Source organism: Noviherbaspirillum sp. UKPF54, assembly GCF_007874125.1.
GTDB lineage: Bacteria > Pseudomonadota > Gammaproteobacteria > Burkholderiales > Burkholderiaceae_D > Noviherbaspirillum.
Window position 1 is genome coordinate 1405114 of sequence record NZ_CP040128.1, and the last position, 16289, is coordinate 1421402.

Genomic DNA, 16289 nt, shown 5'->3' on the forward strand with positions numbered 1-16289 from the left:
GGTATGGTCGACGCTTTTCAAGGAAACAGGCATCGGCGCACCGTGCTGGGTGCGGCGATGCTGGCATGTCTGCCCTGGTTGGCATTTGCCGGCGCCTACGATGATTTTTTCCTGGCGGTCAGGAATAACCGCGAGCAGGCGGTCAAATCGCTCCTGGCGCGCGGCCTCGACCCCAATCTGATCGAACCCGAGCGCAATGACACCGGCCTGATTCTGGCGTTGCGGGAAGAGTCGATGAAGGTATTCGAGGTGTTGCTGGACGCCGAAGGAATCGACATCGAAGCCAAGTCGCGCAATGGCGACAACGCGCTGATGATTGCCTGCTACAAGGGAAACAAGCCGGCGGTCGAAGCCCTTCTGACCAAAGGGGCCGAGGTCAACCGGCCGGGCTGGACGCCGCTGCATTATGCCGCCGCCAGCGGCAGCGACGAGATCGTGCGGCTATTGCTCGACAAATCCGCCTATATCGACGCCGAATCGCCCAACAAAACTACGCCGATCATGATGGCGGCGCGCGAAGGGCATATTTACACCGTGAAGCTGCTGCTCGACGAGGGCGCGGACGCATCCCTGAAAAACGAACTGGGCTTGACTGCAATCGACTTTGCACGGAACCATGGGCACTTGGATATCGTGGAGGGGCTGACGTATCGCCTGAAAAAGGCGGGCAAGCTCTGATGCCGTCATAGACGCCGTGCCACCGAAGCTGATTAGTCCAGGCCGATCCGGTCGCCCCATACGCCGAAGCGCACGCTGCTGCTCGTATCCATGAAGTGCAACTTGACTTTGGCGATATCGGCCGCGACATCGGAAGGGAACCCCTGACGGCCACCACGGCGGTCGATCATCAATTCATCCAGATAGCGCTCGCATTGCAACGGGCGTTTCCAAATTTCGGCAAGCCGGTTTGCAATACGCGGAAACTGGAGGGCAAGTGCCGTAGGGCGGGTATCTTTCGGCAACGTCGCCAGCCATTGGAAGGCTTGCTTGGCCAAGTCCTGATCGACGTCATGCGGGGGCTTGCGCCTGGTTTCCCAGGATGTCGTTACCTGAGGCAGGATACGAACCGGCTCACCGCTATTCTGCAGAGCCGTTTTCGCTTCTTCGATCGATATCTTTGTAAAAGGAATGTGATCCATATTCCAGGCTCCAGGCATAAACAGACCAAACGGCAACCTTGTCTGTTCCCTGTGCATGGACCGCTCAGGAATGGACGGCTTGCCGATCGAATACAGGAGTGAAGCTGAACGCGCGTCGCAACGTTGTAACTTTTCTGATTGTCAATTTTCGCGATATTAGCATCGTTTCAATTTATTGCTTAATTTGTAATACAAATTGATTGCTTATTTAGTATTGCAAATTTTCTATGCTGCGACGCGGGATTGAAATGTGCTTATCGAAGCCTGGCTCGTTAATTGTCCAGCACTGGAACGGTAGCAGCCCAATATGCTTATTTAGGCAGGGGCACATCTTCGGCAAACGGTATGGCGTCTTCCAGACCTAATCCCGCTCCCGCATGTGGAGGTTCGATGGCTTTCCAAAGCCTTTCACCGGTTGCTGGCGGTAGCATCTTGCCGTTTTCGTAGACGAACTTCACATTGTTTTTAAGAGCGATCACACTGCGTGTCTTGCCCCAGGAGGCCCAGTGAAATTCGTTGCACGCCTTTTTCACGCCGAAGGCAATGACCGTTACCGGCTTCCTCGAAAGGTCGATCAAGTATAGGCGATCTGGGCAGCCTGTTTCCCAGGTAGGGTGACCGGCGAAGACCCAATAAGTACGCGTCTTCTCGACTGCCAAATCTGCTGACAATTTTTTGTCTTCTAGTAATCGCTTTTCGTCGAGTGAGATCCATTGACGCGTTGTGGCCCCCTTCGAGTCGGTACACTCTGTTGCAGTTATTCGACCATATGGCGTTTTGATTCCTCTTTCGCTCTCACAAGTGTCCTTGGCGGCGCAACCAGTGATTTGCAACAGCAGTAGAATCGGTAAAAAGATGTGCTTCACAATTTTTCTCCTCCGATATAGGACATTAATTTTGATAATGTTTTTGCCGAAACGGGTTCGGAACAGAAGTATTTATCTGCAGCGCTAAACTGCATATCGATATAGTGGCCTAACCAATTTCGATAGGCGATTTCCACGTCTCCATCGGCCCGGTCAATCAACTCCTGTGCTAAAGCTCTTCCGTCTTTTCCCAATTGTGTCGCAAACTTCTTGCGCAACCCCTCGATGCCACCTTTGCCTCTAGCGAGAGTATTACGAATAAACAGCGGTCCCGCCCCTTCGCCTTCGTGGTGCATCAGGTACATGAGCTTTGCCCGGTCCATGTCGTTTAGGCTCGCCAGCTTAAAGCCTTGGCTCGCGAGTAGTTTTAGATTTGCATTGCCATAGTCAGCAGCCGCATTGATCGACCACGTCGGGTCCATGCGCATCGCAAGGCATTTCTTGACGTTGTCGTCATTGCGGCATTTTAAATAGGGATCTGTGGTGGTTTTGCCATTCGCAAGCACAAATACACAGCGCGGCCTGCCCTTGGCATCGACTTCTTTGCGCACCCATCCGTTGGCGACACTCCGATCATGAATGTACAGCCCAGGCTTCAATACGTGTCCCAGCCATGTGCTCGCCAGGAATTGAGTAAGGCCTGCCGCGCCGCTTTGCGCGTTGCCGGCGTTGGCGTTCCAAAGTTCGCGAATGGTGGTGGTAAGCGGCTTGCCATTCTTGTCTTTGAGTTGCTCACCATTCGGTCCCAGCTTCGGGATATGTTCAGTGACTTTACCTGCTTCGCAATCCATCAACGCGCACAATGCCTGAGGTATCAGGCCTAAGCGTTTTGAAGCGTCGAGAATCGCCTGCCGGTAAATATTATTGCGACCTAATCTCAGCCTGTCTTTGTTGGGGCATTCCGGCCCGACAAGTACGGTCACTGGTTGACCTGCTTTGCTCAGCGTACTCGAAATCACGGGTGTCGTCGGTGTAGATGCCGGGCGTTGCTCGTCCACGTGGAGGCTACTGGTCAGCCAATTCCACGCTTGTTGCACTGTGCCGTTTGCGTTCCACCATGGCGAGTCGGTGTCTACATGGCCGGGTTGTGTCGCTGGCGGTTTTACTGCCTTTGGTTGGGCAAGCGTCAACGGGCTGGGCTTGGGCGGCAGGGATTGCTGGTGCGGGCGCAAGGGAAGATCGGCTTTGACCTTGGGGCTGCGAATGATGACAGCATCATTGCATTGCGCAAGGTCGATGGAGCAAACCGGCTGGCGTTTTCCCTTGGAGTCTTTTACCTCAACCTGCGCGTGCCCGCTCGCCTTTGCCGGCACCGGCAGAGTGATTGCTCCTTGGGCGGTCGATGTCGCCGTGCACACGTGCCCCGAAGGCAGCGTAACAAATAATTCCAGTCCGGCGATAGACATGTCCAGCCCGTCGCGAAAGATCAGCGACACATAATTCACATCATTATCAACTTGTGATGGACGTTCAATCGCTGGAGCCGCGGCTTCTGGCAGATCTGACGATTGCGCCGTTGGCATCGCCTCGACCAGAGGTGCTGGCCGCTGGTCCTGATTAATTGCTTCGGCTGCGGCTGGCGAGGGACTCAGTTCGGTTTCAACGAGCGTACTTTCAGAATTCATTGTGCGTCTGCCTCGGGACTGCTGATGTCTTGGCCTTCGTCGTTGATGGGAGATGGCGTTTCGGCGCCGCTATGATACTCGACGGTCCAAGGACTACTCGGGCCGACGAACGCTGCGAGGCAGGCGTCGCGATCTTGTATGTGTCGTATTGAGAACCCATCGCCGGTAGTGCGGCCCTTTTCGATCACGGTGCCGTCGTGGATCAAGGCATAACCTGCGGACAGACTCTCGCCGGTGATGGGATTGCATGCTAACAAGCGCCCGCTGTAGCGCTCCGGCTTCGGCGAAATTGGCGAATTTGCGGGATACGGAAAGCCGGGAGCGCGACCCTCCGGCAAATCGGGGCTGCCTGCACTGAGGTTTCCCGGCCCCAGGAATTCATGCGTACTTCCCTTGACCGAGAGCGAAGAAGGACAGTGGATATCGATGTTGGAGCCAGCCAGCTTGATATACCCGCCGCCGGATGCCAGCAGAATCTCCTGCTTCGCCTGAATCTTGATGCGGCCGCCGCTGGAGGTGACCGCAAGTGTTCGTTCCGCCAGCGCATCCATCGGCCCGGCATGTGCGCGTACCGACACAGGCTCCTTGGCCGCGATCACTTTCGCGCCGCCGGCGTGCGTGAACAACGATAACGTTTTTGCCGCCGCAAGAGATGCCGCCTGGCCGGCACTCATGCGCAGCGCCGAGGTCGCGCTCAAGGTGAGGTCTTGCCCGGCCAGCAGGACCGACGATGCCGGGGACGCAACACTGATGCCGGCTCGGCTGTCGAGTAGCGCGACAGGTTGCTCGAACGCGGGCGCCTGCCGCCCATCGGCGGGGTTGATGGCGGTGATAGTCTTGACTAGCCCCCTGACGCCGGCGCTCGTGGACAGCGGCAGCGCCTGGTGCTGTGCCGAGGCATCCGACAAGGCATGCGCCAGGTCGGATGCCGACGACAGTTTACCCTGCGCTTCCTGCGCGTCGAGTTGGGTGGAGGCCGCGCCAGTTCTTTGTGCGGTCGAGATGAATATCCCGCGCTTTGCCCGTATCGTGCTCCACACATCGGTTATCAGTTCGAACCCCGTGCCGCGAAACGCGCCGCGTACGTTGCCGATTCGCCGGATCAGGTAACCGACATTCAACTGGCTTGCCGAATATGAGGAAACAAGCGACTGGCGCAACTGTTGCGGCGTGTCGTCGATGCTCCACTGGTTGAATCCGCCTGCTCCATATTCTTTCGTGCGGATACCGGCCAGGGCGCCGGGATGATTGCCAGCGCCATGATAAGGAGGTATATCGGAACCGTTATAGAGCTGGCCGATCACGACGGGGCGATCGATGTCGCCGTCGATGAAGTCGACCAGTACCTCCTGTCCGATGCGGGCGATGAAATTGCTGCCCCAGTTCGCGCCGGCGGCTGGTTCGGCCAAGCGCACCCAGTTGCCGGTAGTTTCGTTACCGGGACCGTTCGGTGCCGCAGGGTGTCCGAACTGCCCGTTTGCCATCCGCTCGCCGCGTTGCCACGGAAACCGCACCTTGATGCGATGATCGCGCTCGGTGGTGATTTCCTCGCTTGCGACCCCGACGACCAGTGCCACTTGTGCGCCGCCTGCGGTCGGCTTGGGCGGCGTCCAGGCCGGGCGAATGGGCGTTGTGCGGTAAACGCAGGTGAAATGATTGCGGTAGGTGCCGCCTTCGATTGCTGCTTGTTTCGATAACCCGTTGTCATGGGCCGAAAGATTATTGGCTCCCCGGTGTTCGATCGAGAGCACTACGTATTCGGCCGGCCCGCTTGCCGCATGGCCAGTCAATTCGAACCAGGCGCCGATGGAAAATGCGCGAACTGCGCTCTCGCCATGGCAAATCTGATGTTGGAGGGCAAGCGATTCGGCGCGCGCCCGGGCAAAGCGCGCGCTCTCCGCCGCGCTGGAATAGCGATGGGCCCCGCGTCCCTCGAAAACTTCCAGTGGCGGCAGGCCGCGCGCGTCAATCCCTGCCTGATCGTCCGCGGCATGGGTATGCAGTTCCCTGTAGTCCCAGCTCGACTGGGTGACCGAGTTTGCCTGCACCCGGCGCCGTTGCGCAAACAGCGTAATTGTGTCGCTTCGCTCGGTGGCGTCGGCGCGATGGAAGCGTACCTGGCGCTGCGCGCACGGCGCCAGCGATGCGTTGTCGTCAAAAACGACGAAACAGTGGCCTGCGCGCACGGCCTTTGCTTCCCGTTCCGAATGGCCGTCTTGCGTATCGTGGCGAATATAGAAATTCAAGCCCTCGTCGGCGAGCAGGCGCGTGATGAACTGGTAGTCGGACTCGCGATATTGCATCGTCACCGCGCGTTTGGGCGGCGGTGCACTGACATCGAAGCGGTAGCTGGCATGAGGGTAGTCCCGGAATATCTCGGCGACGATGTCGAGCACGGACTTGTCCTGGAAAACATAACTGTCCCGACGCAGCGTGAGCGCGTGCAGCCACGGCTCAAGCGTCAATCCGTAGCGAACCGTCGATCCGGCACCGCCCAGCAGGCTGGCCGTCGTCACGATGCCGTGAAAAGGACGCGTGCTGCCGTCGGCCAGGCGCATGCGCAGGCAAGCCTCTTCTCCGACTATGGAACTGAGCTCGCAATGCGCAAACGTCGCCAGGCAATCTACCTTGAAGCGAAACAGTCCGGACATGGATTCGTGCCCGCTAAAGCTTTCCACGATCAGCGCGTCCGGTCCGAGCGCGGTTTCGATGGACAGCAGCCTGGCATGCTGCGACAGGCAGAGCGGCAAGGCTTGCAGGCCGGCTTTCAAGGATTGCGGCAGGGGTACCCGGGAAAGCGAAAGATCCGTGCTGAAAGCGCTGTTCATCTTCTATAGGCCTGCGATCAGGGGAGGCTGATCGTGATATTGGCGACCTTGGGCGCCAGTTTGACGATGTCGAAGTAGGGCGCGAGTGCCGCATTCGTATGTGTTGCCAGCAGCCAATCTAGGCCTGCAAAGGCCGCGACGCCGAGCAGCGCCAGCGCCGCGCCGATCACCCTCATCGGAATGCCCGTCTGCATCAGGTTCTTTATATTGTCGGGCGCCTTCCAGTGCGGCGCGAACTGGGCTCGCTTGCCTCTCAGGTGAACGATTTCCTTGTCCAGCGTGGCAATCAGGTAGTTCAGCTTTTCTTTGCTCTCCAACATGTACTTTCCCTGGAACCCAGTCAGCAGGCACATGTAGAAGACTTCCAGCGCCTGCAGGCTTGTCTGGCCACGATGACGGATTTCTTCCAGCTTGGCATAGAAGTTTTCTCCGGCAAGCTGATCTCCGAACAGCGTCAGCTGCAGCGGCGCCCGTTCCCATATGTCGCGAATAGCCATGTCGGATGACAGGATGGTTTCGTCGAGAGCTGCGCAAAAGGCGTATTTCGAGGCGTAGATGTCATCCGCAGAAACATCCAGCGCTCGCGCATTGCGCTCGAAGGTAGCGAGAAAGCGGCAAACTTGTGCCGTGAAGCGCTCCGCATCGTCCGGCACGTGGCGGTTTTTTAGCAGCAGCAGCAGGTAAAAGCCGTCGTGCATCAGGTCGACCAGCGTACGTGGCCCGGCGTGCGGCTCCAACCCTGGCGCCATGTGCCCGGCATACAGCGATGGCGCGCGGTTCACGGAGTCGGGGGAAGGTGTGGCGGCATTCATTGCGTCACGGCGAACAGTTCGAGCTTCAGGTTCCTGAAACCCGCGGTTGTGTAGATCATGATCGAGCCAGACTGGATCATGCGCTCATAAAGTGGACCGTGCGGTTCGATCGAAAAGTAGTAGCAGCCGGGGCGCACCGGGATCGGCGCCGGAACCTGTGGCGCAGCCATCAGGCGCACGCCGGGCATGGCCGACGACACCATCTTGTCCACATCGTCCGGCGCCCCGACCTTGAAGCGCTGCGGGACGGCCTCCACCAGTTCGGCCGGAGGCATGTCAGCCGTCGCCCCGAGGTAGTAGGCGGCACCGCTGGCGACCTTGTCCGAATCGAGCCGTCCGAGGTGGAATGCTGGTTTGGGCTCTGCCAGCATGACCGAGAAATAGCGCGACGAAATGACGGTTTCCAGCAACTCCCTGATGAGCTGGTCCAGCTTCATGAATTCAAGGCCGGGAGCGGCATGATGATAGGCGGGCAGGTCGGAAAGGCTGTATGCCTTGGAAAAGGTCAGCAGCTGCCCTGCGAGGCGGAGCAATTCCTGGAACAGTCGCTCGGGATGCAGGTCGGGATGACGGAACAGATGCTGCAGCGCGGCGCAGGCGGTGTTGACGGTATGGAGCAGCCAGAAGGACGCGACGTCGCCAGAGCGGAACTCGACGATATTCAAGGAAGGTTCCCGATGATAGCCGTAAAGTGCATGTGCTTTCGCCTGCAGCATTTCGATCAGCCGCCGCACCATTTGATAGATTGGAGCGCTGGCCTGGATGCTGACGACGGGCGGAACGAAGGCGTTGTCCAGCTCATAACCGCCGGAACTCGTCGTACGCACCCGGGCCAACGGCAGGGACACGTATCGCTCGCGGTTGTCCAGGTCCGACAAAAGGCGTACTGATTTCTTCAGGACCGATAGCGTCGAGTCGATCGCATTGGTATAGAGATCGGGGGCGGGCACGTCATGCTGGCGGTAGCGATGGGTCTTGCCCGCATCGTCCGGGCACGCGGAAAAATTCGGGCCGGTATCGCGCAGATAGGGAAGCGCCAGATAGAACACGACCCCGGCACCGTAACTATCGACGCTCGTTAGGTCGACGGGCTCGGGCAAATCGTCGCAGGAGGGCGCATTGACGCTCTCGCCGTCGGGGAGAATGGCGCAGACTTCGGTGATGCGCAGCACGCCCGAAGCAAGCGCATCCATGTCGAACTTCAGGCTGCGGATTCCCCACAAATAGGGGTGGACTGCGCGGCCGAATTCGATCAGCCGCGATTCGTGGTACAGGTCCTGGCGCTGGAAATGCTGCGGGCGCAGAAACAAGCCTTCGCCCCATAGGATTTTCGATGGATGGTTCATTGGAGTGGCGATGAAAAAATCGTGATGGCTACCGGATTAGTTGCATTTGACCGAAGACAGCAAGGCCGCGTCGCTCAATGTCATGCCCAAGGGGGCGATGGTTGTGGCGGTCATCGCGCATCCATGCACGCCTAAGGTAATGCCCGCCGCCTCGGCGGCCGCGCCAGCAAATGCAAAACGCCAGCGTCTGCTGTCGGGCGTACGGAATAATGTCGCCACACCGAGATACGGCGTTTCGGCGCTCATTTTCTCGGCAAGGTCAATTTGTTGTCCTGGCGTAAGTATCAGTTCGTGCGCTTCCATCAAATCGGCGCCGAACGCCTGTTTTTCCCGATCAAGATGGCCAAATACGGCGTACGATGCGGAAAGAAAGGCATTTTTGTCTCTTAACTTGTACAGCCGTACGATCGCCGACAAGCCTTTTCCATCCTCGTCGGCATTCAAATCCCTAGCGGCGTCGAGGCGTATCCGGATCGTTCTGGCCGGCGCCGCCTGAGCCGAGCTTTCCGGCGCCCTGATTCCAACTGTTTCCAAGGCTAACTGCGCTGCCTTATCCGTCGTGGCCCGCACGGCGCTACAGGCGGCGAGAAAAATACTCATAGTCAATAAACCGACCCTTCTAAATGGAAGCTCATGTAGATTTCCTTTTGTTACATGACGCCGCGTTTTTCTATCCAAGATCATGTAAAAGCTCTTTTCCTCTGCTTTTTTCTTCATTTTTATATCGCCAGAGCAAAAAAATATTAAAAAATAAATTGTCTAATTCGCAATGTTTCGGCTAGTATAAACCAAACATTGCAATTTTGTTAATTGAAAATTTGATAAGTGTTCTTCCCGGACACTCTGTAAAGGCAGTCATCCTTGACTGGATGAACCCGGCGATGTTGCTGTGTTTTCCGCTAACCGAGACCTTCTTTCATTGAAACTATCCATGAGCCATTTCACCGACCGACGCAGTTCTTCTGTTCTCAACGGAAATCGTTTATTTGCCATTCCAGCGCTTTGCCTTGCTTTGCTGGCCGGTTGCGCAACGACAACTAATCCCGAGCGTGCGCAGGCGCAGCTTGATATCTTGACAAAGGAGGCCGATACCGAAATTTCCAATGGCCAGCGTGACAAGGCTATTTCCCTGCTTAATCAAGCAGCCAGGGAAAATCCGTCCAGCGCAATTCCCTGGCTCAAGATCGCAAAAATTTCCTTTGACGAGGGCGATTATCCCGCCGCTATCCAGTCCGCGAACGAAGCGCTCCAACGGGATACAGCGAATCAGGAAGCAAAGAGCCTGCTGGTAGTCTCGGGGCTGCGGATTGCCTCCAACTCGGTGGCGGGTTTGCGTTCACCGAATGCCGTGAACTCGGATGTGCGCGTGGAGGCGGAAAATCTGACGAATTCCCTACGCGCCGTACTCGGCGAGAAAGTGCTCGTTCCTGCTCCTGTGCCGGAGAAGCGGCCTGTCAGCCACGCTGCGCAGCGCAAGGCCAAGCGGCCCGCTCCGACGCGGGCCACCGCGCCATCGACTTCCGCCGCGGAGGCAGCCGATCCGTTCAAGTCGCTGAAGTAAGGCAGCGCATCCACCCACCTGACTTCTCCATCGGAAGGAAAATCCATGTCCAAGAAAGAAAGCGTGCAGAAGAAGCTGCAACGCGTCCGCCCGCCCCGGGTACAACTGACTTATGACGTCGAAATCGGCGACGCCATCGAACAGAAGGAGATTCCGTTCGTGGTCGGCGTAATGGGCGATTTTTCAGGAAGCTCCGGAAATCCGTTGCCCAAGCTGAAAGAGCGCAAATTCGTTAACGTCGACATGGACAATTTCGACGACGTGATGAGGGGTATCGCGCCGAGAACCGCATGTCGCGTCAGGAACACGCTCGGCGATCAGGGCGGCGAATTCGCCGTCGACCTCAGCTTCAAGTCGATCGACGACTTCCGGCCGGAGTCCGTGGTGCAGCAGGTGGAACCGCTGCGCAAATTGCTCGAAGCGCGCACCAGGCTGTCGGACTTGCGCAACAAGCTTGCCGCGAACGACAAGCTGGAAGACGTATTGAGCGAGGTGCTGGCGAATACCGAGAAACTGAAACGGCTCGGTGACGAAGCCAAGCGCGCGGAGGACTGATATGGCAGCCCAAGCTCAAGCCGTTCAGGCATATGCGGAGCAGGCTTCGGAAAGCCTGCTCGACCAGGTAATTACCCAGAGCAGGGTGGCACGTTCGGACAGCGAACGCGCTCGCGCAAGAGACTTGATCAGCGAATTGGTGGCGCAGGTCATGGACGGCACCGTGGTCGTGTCGAACAACCTAGCGGCGACTTTGGATGCGCGTATCGCCGAACTGGACGAGCTCATCTCGGAGCAGCTCAGCGAAATCCTGCATGCGCCGGAATTCCAGCAACTGGAAAGCACCTGGCGCGGCCTGCATTATCTGTGCAAGCACACCTCGACCGGGGACACGCTGAAAATCAAGGTCCTCAACGCTTCAAAGAAAGACCTGGTGCGCGACTTCAGCAACGCCATCGACTTCGATCAGAGCGCGCTGTTCAAGAAGGTCTACGAGGAAGAGTTCGGAACATTCGGCGGAGCGCCTTTCGGCGCGCTGCTCGGCGACTACGAAATCACGCGCCAGCCGGAAGACATGTATTTCATCGAGCAGATGTCGCATGTTGCAGCCGCTGCCCACGCGCCATTCATTTCCTCCGCTTCGCCGGAACTGCTGGGGCTGGAGTCGTTCGCCGACCTGGGCAAGCCGCGCGACCTGGCAAAGGTGTTCGACACCCTCGAATACGTCAAATGGAAGTCCTTTCGCGAGTCGGAGGACGCGCGCTATGTCGGCCTTGTCGTGCCGCGCTTCCTGGGGCGGATGCCATACCACCCGAAGGAGGGTACGGTGGTCGACGGCTTCAATTTTGCCGAAGACGTGGATGGCGCCGATCACCATAAATACCTGTGGGTGAATGCCGCGTATGCCTTTGCCGCGCGCCTGACCGGAGCGTTCGAGCATTTCGGCTGGTGCGCGGCGATCCGCGGAGTGGAAGGCGGCGGTCTGGTGGAGGACTTGCCGACCCACACGTTCAAGACCGACGACGGCGAAATCGCGCTGAAGTGCCCGACTGAAATCGCGATCACTGATCGCCGCGAAAAGGAGTTGAGCGACCTCGGCTTCATCCCTCTGGTCCACTGCAAGAACACCGATTACGCGGCATTTTTCGGAGCGCAGTCTGCGCAGCGCGCCCGGAAATACAACACCGATGCCGCCAATGCCAATGCCGTGCTGTCGGCACAACTGCAATACGTCTTCGCGTCCTGCCGCATCGCGCATTACCTGAAGTCGATGATGCGCGACAAGATCGGCAGCTTCGCCGCCGCAGCCAACGTCGAGCAGTTTTTGAACAACTGGCTGGCGCAGTATGTCGTGATGGATGACTCTGCATCCCAGGAAGTCAAGGCGCAATACCCGTTGCGCGAAGCGGCGGTGCAGGTATCGGAAGTGCCGGGCCGCCCTGGCGTTTATCGCGCCGTCACTTTCCTGCGGCCTCATTTCCAGCTTGACGAACTCAGCGTGTCGCTGCGCCTGGTGGCCGAATTGCCGCAGTCGGCAAAGGCGTAGCGTTGTTGTTGCAACCAAGCCGGCACTCGCGTGCCTACTATAAAAAGGAGCTTTAAAGAATGAAAGATATATACCTGAAGTTTGAGGGGGGCGATACCAAGATCGAAGGCGAGTCGCGCGACGAGGCCCACTCCAAGTGGCTCGAGGCACTGTCCTGGAGCCACTTGATTCGCCAGCCGAAATCGGCGACGGCAAGCACTTCCGGCGGCCATACCGCTGAACGCTGCGAACATGGCGACATGGTGTTCGTCAAGGATATCGATTCGACCAGCCCCTCGATCTGGCTGGCCTGCAGCCAGGGCGATACCTTCAACAAGGTCACGATCGAGTTCATGCGGGCGTCCGGCAAGGACAAGGTCAAGTACCTGGAAATCGTGCTGAACCACGTCATCATCTCGTCGGTGACGCCGGCGGTGGCGGAAGAGGGCTTGCCGACTGAAACCGTCGCGCTGAAATATGCGTCGGTGAAGTGGACTTACACGGTGCAGGGCATCGACGGCAAGAAGGGCGGCAGCAATCCGCAGATGTGGAGCCTGTCGAAGAACAAGGCGACCGAAGCGGTTTAATTCGCGGCTGCTTTTTCCATTACCTGATTGCGGCGCCTCGCATGCGCCGCAACATTTTTTCAGGCCAATTGATTCAATGAACCACGGTTCCTCTCCTTGCGCCAAATATTCACCGACGCTTTTTGAACGCCTGGCCGACGAGGCGCCGTGCGAGCCGGCGGAGCGGCAACCGCTGCGCCTGATTACGGCGGAGGAATTGAAGGAATCCGTCGCGCGCGATCTAGAGGCGCTTCTGAATTCGCGCTGCGCTTTTGACGACGAGGTTTTCGGAAGATATCCGCAAGCCCTGCGTTCGATCTCAAGTTATGGCATGAGTGATTTCGTGGGTCTCAGCCTGGCCAATCCGGGCGATAGGAGCCATATCTGCCGTTCGCTCGAACGCACGATCTCGATTCACGAGCGCCGGCTCAAGCAGGTGCGCGTGTCGCTCGAACTGGAAAACGGGGCCGTCAACCGGCTGCGCTTTGCGATCAATGCGCTGCTGGTGGTCCATCCGTCGGCCGAGCCGGTGTTCTTCGACGCGCTGCTGCAGCCGTCCACGCTGCAGTACTCGGTGAACAAGGCAAGACGACTCGCACCTATCTGAACACCGGACATTCATGGAATCCCTGCTGCCATATTATGAGCGCGAGCTGACCTTCCTCAGGAGGCTGTCGCATGACTTTGCCAAGCGCTACCCGAAAGTCGCCAGCCGACTGCTGCTGTCGGGTGAAACCTGTGAAGATCCTCACATCGAACGGCTGATCGAGTCGTTTGCCTTCCTGGCCGGGCGCATCCACAAAAAGCTTGACGACGACTTCCCGGAAGTGACCGATTCCCTGCTGCAGGTGCTTTATCCGCAGTACCTGCGCCCGTTCCCATCGGTTTCGATCGCTCATTTCGACTGCGGCGGTGGCGCAGCGCAAATGACCAAGGCTGTGCGCGTCCCGCGACACGCGATGCTGCATACGCGCCCGGTGCGCGGCGTGGCGTGCCGCTTTCGCACTGCATATGAAACCGAGCTTTGGCCATTACGGATCGCCCGGGCAGCTCATGAAAATGCTTTCGATATCGCCGGCCTGCGCTCAAGTGTCGCTCGCTCGACCGCTTCCGTCATCCGCATCGAACTGCAGGCGCTCTCAGAAAGCGCCGCTCTCGACACTCTTGGCGTTGGCCGACTCAGGTTTTTCCTGAACGGCGATCCTTCGCTGACCGCATCGCTGCGGGAAGCGTTGATGTCCGGCGCTGCAGGGATCTGGGTGACGACTCCGCTTGCGGCGGAAAAAATCGAACTGCCGCTGCATGCAATCCAGCCGGTCGGTTTCGATGCCGAAGATGCATTGCTGGAGACGGATGCAAAAACCCATCGCGCTTACCAGCTGCTGCTCGAATACTTTGTTTTCCCTGAAAAGTTCAATTTCTTCGATCTCGATCTGAGCGGCTTGAAAGGACGGCTGCCACAGCATGCGCGTAGCGTCGAAATCCGCATCGGGCTGCGGGAAGGCACTGGCGTCAAGGCGGCGGGCAACCTGCTGGACCGGGTGAGCAAGGATAACTTCGTGCTCGGCTGCACGCCGGTCGTGAATCTGTTCAAACAGATTCCCGAGCCGATACGCATGACTAATACCGCTGTCGGTTATCCGGTCATTGTCGACAGCCGGCGGCCGCAGGCGTACGAAATATACGACATCAGGCGCGTATTCCAGGTGAGACAGAGCCTGGAAGAGGAGGAGGTAAGGGAATTCAAGCCATTCTATTCGATCCGGCACGGCGAGCTGCATGACGGACCGGCGTGTTACTGGCATGCCAGCTATTCGGATGGCGACGTGGCGGAAAACTATACGCTGGAACTGTCGCTGGTGGACGACAGCCTCGATACCAGCCGGTCGCAGACGCATACCCTGAGCTTGGAACTGACCTGCACCAACCGCGAATTGCCGTCACAGCTGCCGTTCGGGATGGCGGACGGCGACCTGTTCATCGAAGGCGGCTCGGTCGCGAAAGCCATCCGGCTGCTGCGCAAGCCGACGCCCGGCTACCGTTTTCCGCGCGGGCGCGGCGCCCAGTGGCGCCTGATATCGCAACTTTCGCTCAATCATCTTTCGTTGTCCGGACAGGGCGTGGATGCGATCAGGGAGATCTTGACGCTCTACGATATTACGCGCTCGAGCGCGAACACCAGGCAGATCAGCGGCATCGCTGCCATCGAGAATCGCCCGGCCACGGCGCGCATCGCCGGCAATCCGTTCCCCGTATTCGTGCGCGGACTGGAGATCCGGGTGACGGTGGACGAGAGCCATTACGCCGGTATCGGGCTGTTCGTGTTTGCCCAGGTGCTGGATCATTTTTTCGGGCTGTATGCGCACGCCAACAGTTTTGTCCAACTGGTGCTGGTTTCTAAACAATCGGGTCAGGAGCTGCTGAAATGCCAGCCAAGAAACGGCGAATCGATCCTGGCCTGATCGAGCGCTTGCGTAGCGAGCCCCAGCGTTTTGAATTCTTCCAGGCGGTACGCCTGTTGACGATGCATTACCGGCGCCGGCAGTGCCGGACTGACCTGGACGTGCTCGGCCAGCTGATCCGGTTCCGCAGCTCGATCTCGCTCGCCTTTCCTCCCAGCGAAATTGAAACGCTCGAATTCCAGCCCGACGAATTGCCGGCGCCAAGTCAGCCCGGAGCATCCGGGATGGTCACGTTGACCCCGTCATTTATTGGGCTGACCGGACCGATGGGAGTGCTGCCGAGGCACTATACGCAGCACGTCGCCGAGCGCGAAACTTACCATCGCGATGGCTCCACCCGCGCATTCCTGGACATTTTCACGAACCGCGCGGTGACGCTGTTCTACAAGAGCTGGCTGCGGTCGCGCTTGCATCTGCAATACGAGGCCGAACGCGCCAACCGCTTCCTGCCGCAGCTACTGAGCCTGGCGGGCTTCGGCTTGCGTGGCCTAGGCGGGCGGAATATCGGCGCAGCCGGCGGTATTGCCGACGAATCGCTGGCCTATTATGCCGGCGCGCTGCGCGAACGGCCGCGTTCTGCGTTGCGCTTTGCGCAAATCGCAAGCGATTATTTCCAGGTGCGTTGCCGCGTCGAGCAGTTCGTTGGCGGCTGGCTTGATCTGCCGGTACATGAACGCACGGCGCTCGGCACGGCGAACTGCGAGCTTGGAAAGACCACATTTTGTGGTGCCAGGGTGTGGGATAGACAGAGCAAAATGCGGCTCGTGCTCGGTCCGCTGCGCAAGCGGCAGTTCGACACATTCCTGCCTGACGCTCCGGCTGCGCGCAACCTGCAGCGCCTTTATCGGCTGATGGTCGGCGTCACCATCGACTGCGAGGTACAGCTCCTCCTTGCAGGATGCGATGTCGCCGCGACCACGCTGGGAGGCCCCATGGGAAATGCACGCCTCGGGTGGAACGGCTGGCTTGCCACGTCGCCCGCGAGATCGGACGCGCATGACGTCCGCTATATGCTGCACGCCGCCGCTTCCTGACTTCCGCCACTTTTTCCCGTTTTTCACCGA

The 16289-nt window shown here is 58.6% G+C and carries 15 protein-coding genes; 8 read left to right on the top strand and 7 right to left on the bottom strand.

The window, feature by feature from the left end; genetic code table 11:
* Window positions 1-3: 3 nt before the first annotated feature.
* Complete coding sequence (locus FAY22_RS06600; RefSeq protein ID WP_146329478.1) at window positions 4-678, top strand: ankyrin repeat domain-containing protein; 675 nt, start codon at window positions 4-6, stop codon at window positions 676-678.
* A gap of 32 nt (window positions 679-710) precedes the next feature.
* Here FAY22_RS06600 and FAY22_RS06605 read toward each other — a convergent pair whose 3' ends face one another.
* The 7 genes from FAY22_RS06605 to tssJ form a co-directional block, all read right to left on the bottom strand.
* Window positions 711-1139: a hypothetical protein gene (locus tag FAY22_RS06605; RefSeq protein WP_146329479.1), complete on the bottom strand. Its 429-nt coding sequence runs from the start codon at window positions 1137-1139 to the stop codon at window positions 711-713.
* A gap of 311 nt (window positions 1140-1450) precedes the next feature.
* Entirely contained in the window at window positions 1451-2005 is a 555-nt protein-coding gene (locus tag FAY22_RS06610; RefSeq protein ID WP_146329480.1) for a hypothetical protein, read from the bottom strand.
* Window positions 2002-3630 carry a hypothetical protein gene (locus tag FAY22_RS06615; protein ID WP_146329481.1) on the bottom strand — a complete coding sequence of 543 codons (1629 nt, stop codon included), beginning with the start codon at window positions 3628-3630 and terminating at the stop codon, window positions 2002-2004. The genes FAY22_RS06610 and FAY22_RS06615 overlap by 4 nt, the downstream gene beginning before the upstream one ends.
* Window positions 3627-6458 (bottom strand): type VI secretion system Vgr family protein, encoded by a 2832-nt coding sequence (locus FAY22_RS06620; RefSeq protein ID WP_146329482.1) that lies wholly within the window; start codon window positions 6456-6458, stop codon window positions 3627-3629. The genes FAY22_RS06615 and FAY22_RS06620 overlap by 4 nt, the downstream gene beginning before the upstream one ends.
* 17 nt (window positions 6459-6475) lie before the next feature.
* A complete protein-coding gene (gene icmH, locus FAY22_RS06625) occupies window positions 6476-7240 on the bottom strand; it encodes a type IVB secretion system protein IcmH/DotU (protein ID WP_371417393.1) in 765 nt (254 codons plus the stop codon).
* 26 nt (window positions 7241-7266) lie between these two features.
* Window positions 7267-8616 carry a type VI secretion system baseplate subunit TssK gene (tssK, locus tag FAY22_RS06630; RefSeq protein WP_146329484.1) on the bottom strand — a complete coding sequence of 450 codons (1350 nt, stop codon included), beginning with the start codon at window positions 8614-8616 and terminating at the stop codon, window positions 7267-7269.
* Between the two features lie 36 nt (window positions 8617-8652).
* Window positions 8653-9333, bottom strand: coding sequence for a type VI secretion system lipoprotein TssJ (gene tssJ, locus FAY22_RS06635; RefSeq protein ID WP_146329485.1), 681 nt, complete (start codon window positions 9331-9333; stop codon window positions 8653-8655).
* Between the two features lie 214 nt (window positions 9334-9547).
* Between tssJ and FAY22_RS06640 the strand changes: the two genes are divergently transcribed.
* From FAY22_RS06640 to tssG, 7 genes are all read left to right on the top strand, one after another.
* The gene (locus FAY22_RS06640; RefSeq protein WP_146329486.1) at window positions 9548-10177 is read left to right on the top strand and encodes a lipopolysaccharide assembly protein LapB; all 630 of its coding nucleotides are present in this window, start codon (window positions 9548-9550) and stop codon (window positions 10175-10177) included.
* 45 nt (window positions 10178-10222) lie between these two features.
* Window positions 10223-10732 (top strand): type VI secretion system contractile sheath small subunit, encoded by a 510-nt coding sequence (tssB, locus tag FAY22_RS06645; RefSeq protein WP_146329487.1) that lies wholly within the window; start codon window positions 10223-10225, stop codon window positions 10730-10732.
* 1 nt (window position 10733) lies between these two features.
* A complete protein-coding gene (gene tssC, locus FAY22_RS06650) occupies window positions 10734-12218 on the top strand; it encodes a type VI secretion system contractile sheath large subunit (protein WP_146329488.1) in 1485 nt (494 codons plus the stop codon).
* 59 nt (window positions 12219-12277) lie between these two features.
* Window positions 12278-12784: a type VI secretion system tube protein Hcp gene (locus FAY22_RS06655; RefSeq protein WP_146329489.1), complete on the top strand. Its 507-nt coding sequence runs from the start codon at window positions 12278-12280 to the stop codon at window positions 12782-12784.
* 76 nt (window positions 12785-12860) lie between these two features.
* Window positions 12861-13370: a type VI secretion system baseplate subunit TssE gene (tssE, locus tag FAY22_RS06660; RefSeq protein ID WP_146329490.1), complete on the top strand. Its 510-nt coding sequence runs from the start codon at window positions 12861-12863 to the stop codon at window positions 13368-13370.
* A 13-nt stretch (window positions 13371-13383) separates the two neighbouring features.
* Window positions 13384-15225: a type VI secretion system baseplate subunit TssF gene (gene tssF, locus FAY22_RS06665; protein WP_146329491.1), complete on the top strand. Its 1842-nt coding sequence runs from the start codon at window positions 13384-13386 to the stop codon at window positions 15223-15225.
* A complete protein-coding gene (tssG, locus tag FAY22_RS06670) occupies window positions 15189-16259 on the top strand; it encodes a type VI secretion system baseplate subunit TssG (protein ID WP_146329492.1) in 1071 nt (356 codons plus the stop codon). Before tssF ends, tssG begins: the two co-directional genes overlap by 37 nt.
* Window positions 16260-16289 lie beyond the last annotated feature (30 nt).